Source organism: Kitasatospora sp. NBC_00240, assembly GCF_026342405.1.
Lineage (GTDB): Bacteria > Actinomycetota > Actinomycetes > Streptomycetales > Streptomycetaceae > Kitasatospora.
In genome coordinates this window covers 8894279-8908065 of the sequence record NZ_JAPEMU010000001.1, presented here as the reverse complement: position 1 = coordinate 8908065, position 13787 = coordinate 8894279, and the positions used below count along the sequence as shown (strand labels likewise).

The 13787-nt window shown below is 76.0% G+C and carries 9 protein-coding genes; 6 read left to right on the top strand and 3 right to left on the bottom strand.

Going from position 1 to position 13787, the window contains the following annotated elements; translation table 11 throughout:
- The first annotated feature begins 23 nt into the window (after positions 1–23).
- A complete protein-coding gene (locus OG689_RS37855; protein WP_266326059.1) occupies positions 24–836 on the top strand; it encodes a hypothetical protein in 813 nt (270 codons plus the stop codon).
- Between the two features lie 110 nt (positions 837–946).
- Positions 947–1249 carry a WXG100 family type VII secretion target gene (locus tag OG689_RS37850; protein WP_073926773.1) on the top strand — a complete coding sequence of 101 codons (303 nt, stop codon included), beginning with the start codon at positions 947–949 and terminating at the stop codon, positions 1247–1249.
- A 104-nt stretch (positions 1250–1353) separates the two neighbouring features.
- Here OG689_RS37850 and OG689_RS37845 read toward each other — a convergent pair whose 3' ends face one another.
- From OG689_RS37845 to OG689_RS37835, 3 genes are all read right to left on the bottom strand, one after another.
- The gene (locus OG689_RS37845) at positions 1354–6003 is read right to left on the bottom strand and encodes an FtsK/SpoIIIE domain-containing protein (protein ID WP_266326057.1); all 4650 of its coding nucleotides are present in this window, start codon (positions 6001–6003) and stop codon (positions 1354–1356) included.
- A 166-nt stretch (positions 6004–6169) separates the two neighbouring features.
- A complete protein-coding gene (locus OG689_RS37840; protein WP_266326055.1) occupies positions 6170–8170 on the bottom strand; it encodes a hypothetical protein in 2001 nt (666 codons plus the stop codon).
- Positions 8167–8778, bottom strand: coding sequence for a sigma-70 family RNA polymerase sigma factor (locus OG689_RS37835; protein ID WP_266326053.1), 612 nt, complete (start codon positions 8776–8778; stop codon positions 8167–8169). The genes OG689_RS37840 and OG689_RS37835 overlap by 4 nt, the downstream gene beginning before the upstream one ends.
- Positions 8779–9054: 276 nt before the next feature.
- On the opposite strand from OG689_RS37835, the gene OG689_RS37830 reads away from it, so the two are divergent.
- The 4 genes from OG689_RS37830 to OG689_RS37815 all read left to right on the top strand — a co-directional run bounded on the left by OG689_RS37830 (position 9055) and on the right by OG689_RS37815 (position 13747).
- Positions 9055–10038, top strand: a complete 984-nt coding sequence (locus OG689_RS37830; protein ID WP_266326051.1) for an RICIN domain-containing protein — start codon at positions 9055–9057, stop codon at positions 10036–10038.
- A gap of 250 nt (positions 10039–10288) precedes the next feature.
- Positions 10289–11071, top strand: coding sequence for a glucosamine-6-phosphate deaminase (locus OG689_RS37825; protein WP_266326049.1), 783 nt, complete (start codon positions 10289–10291; stop codon positions 11069–11071).
- 682 nt (positions 11072–11753) lie between these two features.
- Entirely contained in the window at positions 11754–12962 is a 1209-nt protein-coding gene (locus OG689_RS37820; protein WP_266326047.1) for a sedoheptulose 7-phosphate cyclase, read from the top strand.
- The gene (locus tag OG689_RS37815; RefSeq protein ID WP_266326045.1) at positions 12959–13747 is read left to right on the top strand and encodes an SDR family oxidoreductase; all 789 of its coding nucleotides are present in this window, start codon (positions 12959–12961) and stop codon (positions 13745–13747) included. Before OG689_RS37820 ends, OG689_RS37815 begins: the two co-directional genes overlap by 4 nt.
- Positions 13748–13787 lie beyond the last annotated feature (40 nt).

The following is a 13787-nucleotide window of genomic DNA, read 5'->3' as shown; positions in this document are numbered from 1 at the left end:
GGCTATCCGACCGGAGGGACCTCTTGCCCGACTTCGCGATGGACTACACCATCCTCAACGAGGCCCGCAAGGACCTGCACGACCTGGCCGACCGGATCTCCCCCACGCTGTCCAACAGCGTCTTCTCCCAGCTCGGTTCGGGAAATCTGGGGGACGCCCAGGCGGTCTTCGGCGACCCGAACGTCACCAACGGGTTCCGCAGTCTCTACCGGCTCTCCAAGGACCCGATGAACCGGGCCGTGGACCACCTCAAGCAGCTGGGCGACGTCTTCGGGGCCGTCGCCGACGGCTACTTCGACGTGGACGCGCAGATCTCCGACGGCCTTGGCGTGATGGGCGCCAACATGGGGCTGGACGCTTGGCGCGGCCGGAAGTCCGCCTGGGACTACCGCAACGCCCACGCCGACCAGTGCACCCCGGACGAGCACGGCAAGGTGCCGGAGTTCTGCAGTGCCACCGACCCGGGCGCGCCGCCGGTCGACCAGACCATCGACACCGCCAACGGCTCCGTCCACACCCACCTGACGCTGGACGGCAACAACAACGTGGTGAAGGAGGAGACGACCGTCACCCACGACGGCCAGACCTACACCTCCACCACCAGTTACACGGACAACGGCAAGTCCTTCACCACCGACACCGTGTACTCGGACGGCACCAAGAACCACGCCGAGACCCATCTGCACGACGACGGCACCGGCGACATGACGGTCACCGACAACGACGGCGTGAAGACCGAGTACCACCGCGGCGGCCCGGGCCAGGAATGGCAGCAGACCGGCGGCGGCAAGCCGGAGGACACCACGGACGACACCTCCTACCCGCCGGTGTTCTGACTGCACACCATCTTATCGGTACGGCCACGAACCGAGGCCGCCCCCGCACCCGCACCCGCACCCGCACGATGCGCACACCCGTATCGACCATCCCCGTTGAGAGGACGACCATGCCCAACATCTCCCTGGACTTCGACAAGATCGAGGCCACCTCGGCCCGCCTGGACTCGGCCAGCGACAACATCGTGCCGATGCTCAACGACCTCAAGAACGACGTGAACAACCTGCTCGGCGACGGCATGGTGTTCCAGCAGTCCAGCCCGGCGATGCAGGAGGCCTACGACAAGTTCAACACCAGCCTGCTGGCCGCGATGGACGGCATCAAGGGCTTCGCCAAGCAGTTCCGCCAGATCAAGGACCAGATGCACCAGATGGACGCCGACATGGCCAGCAGCCTGCGCGAGGGCAGCTGAGCGCAGGACGCCGAGGGGCCGGGACACCCGTCCCGGCCCCTCCCGCGTCCCTGACCCCTCCGGCGTGCCCGGCCGCCGTCAGGTCCCGGGCGGCCGCCGGCGGTTCAGCCGTCCGCGCGCAGCACCGTCAGCGGCACCTGCACCGCCATCGCCTCGCCGGCCCGGCCGGTGGTCCAGCCGCGGCCGGTGACCGGGGTGGAGCGGATCAGGTGGACCGGGAGCCGAATCCCGATCATGTCGCCCTCCTGCAGGCTCTTCGGGGCCAGCAGCAGCCCCCGGCGGGCCCGCTTGGCGGCGGTGACCCAGCCGCCCATCGCCACCTGCAGGGCGTCGGCCGGGCCCGCGTAGAGCAGGCCGAGACCCCGGTCTCGGCCGAAGGTCGCGGTCTCCTTGAGGACCCGGTCACAGGCCGGCATGGCCAGCAGGTCGGCGTCGTCGACCACGATCACCCGGGGGCCGCCCAGGTCGTCCAGCGCCGACTGGACCAGCTCGGCGGCCGGGTCCGGCTCGGTGAGGACCCGGGCCAGCGGATGCCGGGCCAGCGCCCGCAGCGGGGAGTGCCGCGGGGTCAGCACCACCAGTGAGGTGCCGCCGGCCAGCAGGGACACCGCCAGCGAGGCCAGCACCGTACTGCGCCCCGATCCGGGCGGACCGAGCACCGCGAAGGCGGCCGACGGGCCGGCGAAGTCCACCCCGACCGGCCCGGCGTCGTCGCCGCCCATGCCCAGCAGGCCCCACATCGGGCGCCGCAGTCCGGCCCCGACCGTCTCGTAGGCCTCGGCGAAGTCCACCGACCCGGGCAGCGAGGCGACCGGGAAGGGCCGCCGGGCGGCGGGCACCCCGGCGTCCCGGCGGGTGGTCTCGATGCCGATCGCGGCGAGCGCCTTCGCCTGCTCCTGGCCGCCGTCACCGGGGGCCAGCAGTGCCACCTGGGTCTCGGTGCCGCTGAGCGCGTGCCAGCCGCGGCCGGCCGGCACCGCCGCGGGCACCTTGCCCGGGGAGAGCCCGACCAGCTGGTAGTCGTTGCGGTCCCCCTGGCGCAGCAGCAGCTTGTGGTCGTTGTGGGCGGCCAGCCGGCCGCCGAGCAGCGAGCGCTCGGAGCTGGCGACCACATGGATCCCGGCCGCGGCGCCCTCCCGCAGCAAGCGGGTGACCAGGTCCACCAGCCGCCCGTTGTCGTGGTCGTCGAGCAGGCTTGAGAGCGCGTCCCAGCCGTCGATCAGCAGCAGGATGTGGGCCGGCCGCTCGGCCTTGGGGAGCAGCGCGCGCAGTTCGTTCAGGCCGGCCGCGTTGTGCTCGCTGCAGCTCTCCTGGCGGGCGGTCAGCTCGGCGGTGAGCCGGTGCAGCAGGCGCTCCAGGCGCTCCAGGTCGTGCCGGGACACCACCGCGCCGCAGTGCGGCAGGGCGGACAGCGCGGCGAGGCCGCCGCCGGCCGCGTCGATGCCGTAGATGTGCACGTCCGCCGAGGAGGCGGTCCGGGCGGCGGACCCGGCCAGGGTGCGCAGCACCTGGGTGCGGCCGGAGCGGGGCGCGCCGATCACGTACAGGTGGCCGAAGGACGCGAGGTCGGCGGTGGCCACCCGGCGCTCCTGGAGCTGCGGGACGTCCTCCAGTGCGTACGGGATCGGCGGCAGGGGGCCGTCGTGGCCGGGGAGCAGCGCGGTGAGGTCGTCCAGCAGGACGCGCTCCGCCAGGGCGGGCAGCCAGGGGCTCGGCTGCGGGACGAAGTCGTCCAGGCCGGCCGCCGCCTCGCGCAGGGCGGCGACCAGGGCCTGCAGGTCGGTGGGGGCCGGGGCGGCGGGGGCGCCGGGGTCGCTGTCGCCGAGGGGCATCGCGACGGGCCGGCCGAGCCTGGCCCAGGAGAGTTCGGCGGCGCGGACCGGCGCTCCGGAGGGGCGGGCCGGACCGCTGCCCGTGCCAGGGCGGGCGGCGCCCGCCCAGGCGCCCTGGAACGGCACGGTGGAGCGGTGTCCGAGCCGGACCAGGGCCCGGCCGGGGGCGGAGGCGGGGATGTGCACGGCCTCGGAGGTGTCGATGATGTCCTGGCTCTCGGTCGAGTCGGTGACCCGCAGCGCGATCCGGAGGTTGGTGTTGGCGCGGATGTCGCTGGTGACGGCGCCGGACGGGCGCTGGGTGGCGAGCACCAGGTGGATGCCGAGCGAGCGGCCGCGCTGGGCGATCCCGATCAGGCCGGGTACGAAGTCCGGCACCTCGCGGACCAGGGTGGCGAACTCGTCGATGACCAGCAGCAGTCGGGGCAGCGGGGCGAGGGTGGGATCGGCCAGCCGCTTGGAGCGGTACTCGGGGTGGTCCTTGGCCGCCACCTCGGCGAGCAGCCGCTCGCGGCGGCGCAGTTCGGCGCCGAGCGACTCCAGCGCGCGTTCCACCAGGTGGGCGTCGAGGTCGGTCACCATGCCCAGGGTGTGCGGGAGTTCGGCGCACTCGCGGAAGGCCGAGCCGCCCTTGTAGTCGACCAGGACGAAGGTCAGCTCGTCGGGCCGGTTGGCTGCGGCCAGCGAGGCGACGAAGGACTGCAGCAGTTCGGACTTGCCGGAGCCGGTGGTGCCGGCGACCAGCGCGTGCGGGCCGTCGCGCACCAGGTCCAGGGTGAGCGGCCCGTCGTAGCCGGTGCCGAGCAGGAACGAGGTGGACGCGGGCCGGCGGCGCCAGCGCGCCAGCAGTTCGGCCGGGGCGGGCGGCTCCAGGCGCAGCAGGTCCAGCAGTTCGACCTGCTGCGGCAGCCCGGCGTCGTGCTCAGGGCTGACGTCCCTGACCGGGGCGAGCGCGCGGGCGACCTGCTCGCACCAGTCGGTGTCGACCAGGTCGGCGCGGACGTCCGTGATGTCCGGCGCGCCGGTCCGGCGCACCGTCAGACGGTGGCCGGCCGCCAGCACCACGGCGGCGCACTCCTCCGGCAGCAGCCGCTCCTGCTCGTCCAGGCAGACGCTGAAGACCCGCACCCGGGGGCCGTCGGTGAGCACCTGGACCATGCCGGGCACGTCGCGCAGCTGCCGGGCCCGGTCGGCGATGACCAGCACGTCCGGCTCGTTGAACATCGCCTTGCCCATGGAGGAGCCCAGCGCCCGCTGCCGGGCCTGGATCTGGGCGACCAGCTCGGAGATCCGGTTGGCGGTGGACTCCGGGTCGTTGCCGATGCTCACCACCGGGCCGCCGGCCGCGGCCGGCCGCAGGTGCGGCAGCCACCGCACCCACTCCCAGCTCTCCGCCCCCGCGCGCTCGGTGAGCACCACGATCCGCAGGTCGCGCGGGCTGTGCAGGACGGCCGACTGGGCGACCAGCCAGCGGGCCAGCGCCTGGACGGGCTCGCCCGCCCCGGCCACGCCGACCACGCCGTACTCGGCGATCTCCACCCCGATCGGGACGTCCGGGATGTTCCAGCGCACCGTGCGGTGGTTCTCGTCGCGGGCGGGATCGTCGAGTTCCTTCACGGACGGCTGGTCGACGGTGCCGAGCCGCAGGACCAGGTGGTCCGGGTCGCGGCGACGCCGCTCCCAGAGTCGGCTGCCGGGGCCGACGGCGGTCAGGCCGACCGTGGCCGGGTCCGGCCCGGCGAGGCCGCGGACCACCCGTTCGCGGTCGGCCGCGGTGCGGATCTCCCCCTCCAGGGTGCGGCGGCGCAGCCGGTAGCGGGCCTCGGCCAGCTCGTGCGCCTTGCGGTTGCCGCGCCGCCCGACGATCCAGTTGGAGAGCGCCATCAGCGGGCTGAAGAGGATGAACACCAGGTAGAAGTACGAGTGGAAGACCGCCACCATCACCATGCCGAGCACCATCGGCGCGACCATCAGCAGCAGCGGGAACGGCCGCCGGGACGGCGCGGTCGGCGGCATCGGCAGTCGGACCCGCTCCGCGTCCAGGTGCGGGGCGATCCGCGGCGGGCGGTTGTAGTCCACGCCGATGCCGTCCGCGGAGGGCACCACGGCGGCGTCCGGTTCGACCGGCTCGACCAGGCGCAGCAGCGCGGCGCCGGCGGCCACGTCGCCGCCGAGCGGCCAGGCGGTGGCACCGGGCGGCAGCGCCTCGGCGGGCGGGAGCGTACCGGCGGCGGGCCGGGTGGCGGCGGTCGGACGGGGGAGGTCGGGCGTGCCGGGACCGGAGGCGGAGCCGGCCGGCGGGTGGCCGGGGGCGGGCGGCTCGGCCGCCGCGCTGCCGGGCGGGCCCGGGACGCAGGGCCTGACCTCCACCGGGGAGCCGCCGGAGCGCTGCCAGAAGGCCGAGCCGTCCTGGCCCACCGTCAGCCAGAGACCCCCGGTGGGGACGCCGGCGCCGGACAGGCGGACGGCGCAGTCCTGGTCCGAGCCGATCTCGTGGCTGCCCGGCCCGAGCCGCCAGCTCCGACCGGCGCCGGGGCCCGACACCAGGTGCAGCTCCAGCTGCGCCGGACCGCCCGGCCGTCCGTCCGGTGCGGGCACCCGCACCCGGTCCTGGTCGTCGACGGGGGCGCCCAGGCCGAGCACCGCCCCCTCCAGCACGCCCGCCCCGGTGACCGGGGCCGCCGGGTCCAGCGCGGCCGGGCCCAGGTGCAGAGCGCGCGGGGCGACGGCCGAGGCCTGGCCGGCCGCGAACGCCGCCGGGCCGCCCGCCGCTCCGGCCTCCCCCCGGGGGCCGTACCCCTCGGGCGGGGTCCGGTCGACGGCGGCGGCCAGGTCGCCGACGGTCGCGTACGGCGGCAGGTCCAGCACATGGTCGCGGCGGCGGGCGTCGGCGCTGTCGACGAGCGTGACGGTGAGCTTCACCGGGTGGTCTCCAGGGGTCGGGCTCGGGTGTCGGGGACTGGGCGCGGGGTGGCGGAGGGCGGGCCGTCGGGCCGTCAGGTGGCGGGCTGGCGGGGTCGGGGTGGCGGGGTGGCGGGGTGGCGGGGTGGCGCCCCAGGGTGCGGCGACGGCCTGGTCGGGACGGCGGTCAGGTCGGGACGGCGGCCGACACGCCGGGCGGGCCCGAGCCCGGTTCGGGGGCCGGCTCGGCGAGATCGTCGTCGGCCGGGTCCCGGACGACCGGGACATCGGGCCGGGCGCCCGCCGGAGCGGTGACCGGGCCCGGCAGGGCGGGCGCGAGGACGGTCGCCCCGCCGACCGCGGGCGCCGCGCCGACCCGGCCGAGGTCCGGGCCGCCGGGGGGCCGGACCGGGCCGAAGGTGTCCTCGTCGCCGGCGGGGACGGCCGGCGGTGGCAGCCGGAGCCGCCCGCGCACCCCGGGGATCGCCGGGTCGGTGCCGGCGGCGGGCGGACCGAACGGATCGGCCGGATCGGGCTCGCGGGGTACCTGGCCGGAGGCGGGGTCGGCGCCGTCCGTCGGCGCGGGACGTTGGACGAACCGTGGCCGGACCGGCGGCGGCACCGCACCCCTGGGCCGGGGAGCGCCGGGCGGGATCGCCCTGCCGGGGACGATCACCCGGCCGAGCACCAGCGGTGGTGGGCCCGGGTCGGGTTCCGGTGCTGCGGGTGCCGAAGGTGCCACGGGTGCCACGGGTGCCGGAGGTACTGCCGGACCGGCCGGGCCGGAGGGGCCGTCAGGGCCGGTGGGGGCAGCGAGGTCGGCGGGACTCGTGATGCCGTCCGGGCCGACAGGATCGGCCGGGCCACCCGTACGGTCCGGCGCGTGAAGGTCCGGCGTGTGAAGGTCCGGCGCCCGGCGGTGCGAGGTTGACGGCGGGGCGAGGGCGGAGCGCCCGGGGAACTCGGCCGAATCCGGCCGGTGTTCCACCGCCTCCCCCGTGGCCGGACCGACCGGACCGACCCTGCGACCCGCGCCGGGGGCGGACCCGGTGCCGGTGCCGGCGGCGGGAGCGAGCTCCCCGGCCGGAACGCCGCCGGGGAACGGCCCGGGTGCGGTCCTGACCGGCACCGGCTTCGGGCCCAGCGCGGAGCGGCCGGGCAGCCCGGCCGGCGCCGGCTGCTCGGGCCCGCCGGGGGCGTCCACGCCCAGGGCCGGCTCGGCCAGGTCGCTGTCGTCCGTAGGGCCCGCGTCGTGGGCGGGGTAGGGCGGCAGCAGCGGGAGGCTGCGGGCGGTCGCCCTGGCCAGCGGGACGGCGTCCACCCGCAGACCGGTGCCCAGGACGCTCAGACCGGCCCGGTCGGCGGTGAGCAGCCGGGCCGAGCCCCGGGCGCCGCTCAGGGCCAGCAGTCTGGAGCCGGCGGCGGGGCGGGCACCGGCCGGCAGTTCGGCGCAGACCGCGAAGGCCGGGGCGCCGCCGGTCGCGGCCCGCTCGGCGAGCGCCAGCGCGGCGGCCGGCTCGGGGCCGGTGTGACGGGGGTTCACCCCCTCCGCAACGGTGACGGCGCCGGCCGGCAGTCGGGCGTCGAGCTGGGCCGCCAGGGCCTGCAGCACCGCGCGGGCGGTGCCCTTGTCACCGCCCAGCACGGTGACGGCCGGCCCGGTGGCCAGGTCGAGCAGGACGGCGTGCCGCCCGTCCGTACCGAGCGCCGCGAGCAGCGGGGCCGGGCGGCCGCCGGTGGCCACCCCGGCCGCGTCCGCGCGGTCGAGCCACCAGAGCCGCGGGTCGGTGTCGTCCGCCGCCCAGGGCTCGGGCGGCCGCGGCGGCGCGGCGGGCCCGCAGGCCACCAGCACCCCGACCACGGACCGGCCGAGCAGCACCCCGTACGGCTCGACGCCCGGGACCCGGCCGGCGCCCAGCGCGGCCCGCTCGGCGTCGGCCCAGCCGGACCGGTCGCCGAGCAGGCGGACCAGCAGCCGCAGGTGGCGGCGGTAGCGGAGCTGGGCACGGACGGGTGCGGCGAACGCGGCGGCGGTGGCGGCCGCCTCCCGGCGCAGGCGACGCCGGACGACCCGCCAGCCGCCGGCCCGCCGGGCGCCCAGCTGGGCGAGCACGACGAGCAGCAGGAGCAGACCGGCCAGGCCGAAGAGTGTGGCCGTGCCGCCGGGCACGGCGGGCAGGGCGCTCACGAGGCGATCCCGTGCGCGACGACGCCCCGGTCGGCGAGGTTCCGGCGCAGGGCCTGCACCCCGTAGTGGGTACGGGACTTGAGGGTTCCGCCGGGTATGCCGAGCAGCCGGGCGGCGTCCGGTCCGGCCCGGCCCAGCAGGTGGACGTGCACGACGGCCTCCCGGTGGATCGGGTCCAGCGAGCGCAGCGAGTCGACCAGCACCTGACGGTCCAGCACCTGCGCCGTCTGGTCGGCGACCGGTGCCTGGTCCGGGAAGCCCTCGGCGGCGATGCCGACCGGGACGGCGCGGTCCTTGCGCCGGCCGTCGATCAGCAGGTGACGGGCGACGCGGAACAGCCACATCCGGATCGGCAGGTCGCTCCAGTCCAGCCGGTCCGCCAACTGCCAGGCCCGCAAGAGGGTTTCCTGGACGATGTCCTCGACCTGGTGCGGGTCGTGGCGGGCGAGGCTGGTGACGAACCGCTGGAGCCGTTCGCGTTCGGCCAGCAGGAGTTCGGCGCGCCGTTCCGGGGCGGGCGGTGCGGCCACCGCTCCGGGACGAACGCCCCCCGAGGGCTCGGACTGGCTGGCGGATGCCCGGTGGGTCGGGCCGGCGGTGCGCTCCATGACACTGCTCTTCCTGATCGTACGGCGATCTGCTGCGGCGGAGACCCCCATGTCATGTGCGCGCAGGTCGCACATCCCCAACCGGCGGCCACGGTACTGACGCCAGTCGTCCGAAAGTTCGTGCCGGGGTGAACAGCAGGCCAAGTCATGTCGTTCAACCAGCCAACCGGCAGCACATCTTGACTGCCCGCCACCTTCGGAGCGGGAACTGTTCACCCGCCCGTGGTGTGCCGGGAGGAAGGTGTCGCCCACACCCTCACGTCCTCTGGAGGCCCGGTGCCCCCGTCCGACCCGCGGCCGGCGCGACCGCAGCCAGCCGACCGGTTCGCCGACACCTTCGTCCGGCACACCCCCTCGCCGCCGCGCGGGCTGCTGCCCGGCGCCCGGGCCTGGGGCGCGGCGGCGGCGGTCGCTGCCCTGGCCGGGGCGGCCGTGCTGGGCGCCGCCCAGTTGCCGGGGCTGGTCCGGCAACCCGCGACCGCGAACGCCGGGCGGCCGGCGGCGACCCCCGCGAACGGCGCGGCGCCACCCTCACGTACGGCGGTCCCGCCGGCCGGGTCCGCACCGGCGGCGTCCGGGCCGGCCCCCACCGTCACCGTCCAGGCCGCCGCGCAGGGCGCCCCGGGTCCCGCCGCACCCGCCGAGGCCGGACCGCCCGCCGCGGGCGCCGCCCCGCCGGCCGCGGCCGGGGGATCAGCGCCGCAGGGTGCCGACCGCGCCGCACCCGGCCGTACCCAGGCGGCCGCGCCGGCCCAGGTCGTGCCCGCCGCACCGGCCGCGGGCGCCGCCGCTCCCCCTGCGGCGGTGCCCGCGGCGTCCGCCGCCCCGGCGCAGGCCGTCCCGCCGGCCCCCGCCGTCGCCCAGCCCGCGCCCGTCCCGGGACGGCCGCTGGCCGGCCGGGCGTCCGGCCGCTGCATCGGCGTCCTGGGCGGGAAGGGTGCCGACGGCACCCCGCTGGAGCTGCAGGACTGCAACGGCTCGGCCTGGCAGAAGTGGGACTTCCGGGCCGACGGCTCGGTCCGCGCGCTCGGCCTCTGCATGGACGTGGCCTGGGCGTCGGTGGCCAACGGCGCCGCCATCCAGCTGGTGAACTGCAACGGCGGCCCGGCCCAGCGCTTCGTCCTGAGCGGCGCCGGGGACCTGGTCAACCCGCAGGCCGACAAGTGCGTGGACGCGAAGGACCAGGGCACCGGGGGCGGCACCCGCCTCCAGCTCTGGAACTGCGCGGGCACCGCGAACCAGAAGTGGGACCTCCGCTGACAGCACCTCACCGCCGGACCGGCCGCCGGCCGGGGCCCGCAGGGCGGCCGGGCCGCGGGCCCGGGACGTCCGGCGGCGCGGGCCCGGGACGTCCGGCGGCGCGGAGCGGCAGGCCAGGGGCCGACGGGCGGTCCGGCGGGGGCCCGCCGGCGGAACGGTGATGTCCACCGACCGGACTGGACCTGAGGGGCGAGTTCACGGCAATATGGTCTAGACCTCTCTATGTCGCTCCAGAAATGGCGGACCCCGTATGGAAATCGTGATCGTCCCCGACGCCGCCGCCGGCGGTGAGCTCATCGCCGCGGCGATCGCCGATCTCCTGTCCGCCAAGCCCGACGCCCTGCTCGGCGTCGCCACCGGCTCCACCCCGCTGCCGATCTACCAGGCCCTGGCCGCCCGGGTCCGAGCCGCGACGCTGGACGCCTCGCGGGCCCGGATCTGCCAGCTGGACGAGTACGTCGGCCTGCCCGCCGGCCACCCCGAGTCCTACCGTTCGGTGGTGCTCCGCGAGGTCGTCGAGCCGCTCGGCCTCACCGAGACGTCCTTCCTCGGCCCGGACGGCAACGCGCAGGACATCGCCGCCGCCGCCATCGCCTACGACCGCGCGCTGGCCGAGGCCGGCGGCGTGGACCTCCAGCTGCTGGGCATCGGCACCGACGGGCACATCGGCTTCAACGAGCCGTGCTCCTCGCTCGCCTCGCGCACCCGGATCAAGACGCTGACCCGGCAGACCCGCGAGGACAACGCCCGGTTCTTCGACAGCCTGGACGAGGTGCCGCACCACGTCATCACCCAGGGCATCGGCACCATCCTGGAGGCCCGCCACCTGGTGCTGCTGGCCACCGGCGAGGCGAAGGCCGAGGCCGTCGCGCTGGCCGTCGAGGGTCCACTGTCGGCCGCCGTCCCGGCCTCCGCGCTCCAGCTGCACCCGCACGCCACCGTGGTGGTCGACGAGGCCGCCGCGGCCGGCCTCAAGCTCGCCGACTACTTCCGCGACACCTACGCGGCCAAGCCCGCCTGGCAGGGTCTCTGACCCCGGCCGCCCGGGGGCGGTGACGGCGGCGCGCCCGGGACGGGCGCTCCCCCGTACCGACGCCTGAACCCGAGCACCTGATCGGCGGCTCCGGAGCGCACATCCGCTCCGGGGCCGCCGATTCGTTTCTCCCCGCCGGAGCACCCGGCCGCCACCGGCCAGCACCGGGCCCGACACCACGCGAACCACCCGCCGCATCCCCACCGGCCGGCCACTCCCGAAGCAGCCACCACCGAGCGTGGCCCGCGCCCGGGACCACCCGGCAAGAGGCGCGTCATGTGCGCTGCGTCACTTCTCCACCCCCGGCGAGCGCGGAACGTGACCGTCGACATCCGGAGCGTGGCGCGATCGTCGCAGGCCAGAGCGGGCCGCCCGGCGTCGGGGCTCGCCCCGGGGGCCCGTGCCGGGGCGCCGACTCCCGTACGGGGAGTCCTTGATTGACGCGACGTCATATGACTACGGTGAGTTCACCGCTTGAACGGCCGGAGTTTCCCGGACGTCAGATCCGACCTGGCGCGCCCTCCGGCGGCACGCCCCCGCACGGCCGGCCAGTGCTGCCCTGCCTGCGAGAGCCTCACCTCCTTCGAACGACACCACCGACCGCAGCACCCTGCGGTTCGTCCGCCATGTCGCGAAGTTCTGACGGCGGGTGTCGTCACCTCTGACAGTTGAGGATCAGGCCTTGAACTCAGCAGCCCAGTCCCGAGAGCCCCTGCGCTGGACGATCAGGACCCAGCTACCCGTCGCCTACGAGATCGTCGAGACGCCCGGTCTGCTCGACCCGGCCAACCCGGAACTGCTCAGCCTGCCGGGCGGTGGCACCGGCACCGAAACCCGCCTGGTCGTGCTGGACCACTCGGTCTCCGACCTCTACGGCGAGCGGATCCGCGCCTACTTCGACGCCAACGACGTACCCGTCACCTACCTCTCCATGCCGGGCGACGAGGAGAGCAAGTCGATCGGCAACGTGCTGGACGTCGTCGCCAAGCTCAACGAGGTCGGCACCAACCGCCTCAGCAACCCCCCGATCGTGATCGGCGGCGGCGTGCTCGCGGACGTCGTCGGACTCGCCGCCAGCCTCTACCGCCGGGGCATCCCGTACATCCGGGTGCCCACCACCCTGCTCGGCCAGGTCGACGTCAGCGTCGCGGCCAAGACCGGCATCAACTTCGGCGGGTACCGCAACCGGCTGGGCAGCTACAGTCCGCCGCCGCGCACCCTGATCGACCGCGAGTTCCTGGCGACCGTGCCGCACCGGCAGATCCGCAACGGCATGGGCGAGATCTTCAAGATGGCCCTGATCAAGGACATCCGGCTGTTCGAACTCCTGGAGGAGTACGGGGCCGACCTGATCGAGGCCCGGTTCCAGGCCTCGACCGGCGGCGGACGGCTGCCGGCCGGCGTCCCGGACGAAGTGATCGGCCGCGCCATCGCCGGTATGGCCGAGGAGCTCCAGCCCAACCTCTGGGAGAAGGACCTGCGGCGCAGCGTCGACTACGGGCACTCCTTCTCCCCGTTGGTGGAAATGCGGGCGCTGCCCGAGCTGCTGCACGGCGAGGCCGTGGCGATGGACTGCGTCTTCTCGGCCGTCCTGGCGGCGCAGCGCGGCCTGATCGACGAGGCCGTCCTGGAGCGGATCGTCGCCGCCGCCGTCCGGCTCGGCCTCAGCCCCTCGCACCCGCTGTTCTGCGACGTCGACCTGCTGACCGAGGCGCTGGCGGACACCGTCCGGCACCGCGACGGCAAGCAGCACCTGCCGATCCTGACCCGGATCGGCGCGGTCTGCTTCCTCGACGACCTCTCCGTCGCCGAGATCGCCTCGGCCGCCGACCGGATGGGGCGGCTGCTCGGCCCCGCCGCCGTGCCGGTGACCGCCGGGCGGCTCGGGTGACGGTGGCGGACCACGCCGGCCGGCCGGTGCCCGCGGGCCCGGCCGGCCGGGTGGTCGTCGTCACCGGCGGCAGCACCGGCATCGGCCGGGCCGCGGCGCTGGCCTTCGCCGAGGCGGGGATGCGGGTGGTGCTCGCCTCCCGCCGGGCCGAGCAGGGCGAGGACGCGGCCGCGGAGATCAAGGAGGCCGGCGGCGAGGCGCAGTTCGTGTCCTGCGACGTCACCGACCCCGCGCAGGTGCGGGAGCTGTTCGCGACGGTCCGCTCGGCGTACGGCGCGGTGCACCACGCGTTCAACAACGCGGGTGTCCCGGGCGACGGGCGACTGGTCGACCTGACCCCCGAACAGTTCGACGCGGCATACGCGGTGAACACCCGCGGCCTGTGGCTGTGCATGCGGGAGGAGCTGCGGCTGATGGCGGCGCAGGGCTTCGGCAGCATCGTCAACAACACCTCGGTGCACGGGCTGCGGACCGTCTTCCCCGGGATCGGTGCCTACGTCTCCTCGAAGCACGCGGCGATCGCGCTGACCCGGATCGGCGCCCTGGAGCACGCCCGGGACGGGGTCCGGGTGAACGCGGTGGCCCCCGGCCCGATCGAGACCGAGATGCTGGCCGCCTCCGAGGCGGCGGTCGGCGGCGCCACCACCTGGCGCGGGCTGATCCCGTCCGGCGTGATCGGCACCCCCCGGCAGGTCGCCGACGTGGTGCTGTGGCTGTTCTCCGACGCGTCCGGCTACGTCAACGGCCAGGTGGTGGCCGTGGACGGCGGCTTCCTCGCCGTCTGAGCACCGCCCGACCCGCTGTACCGGCCGGCGGTCCCCCCGC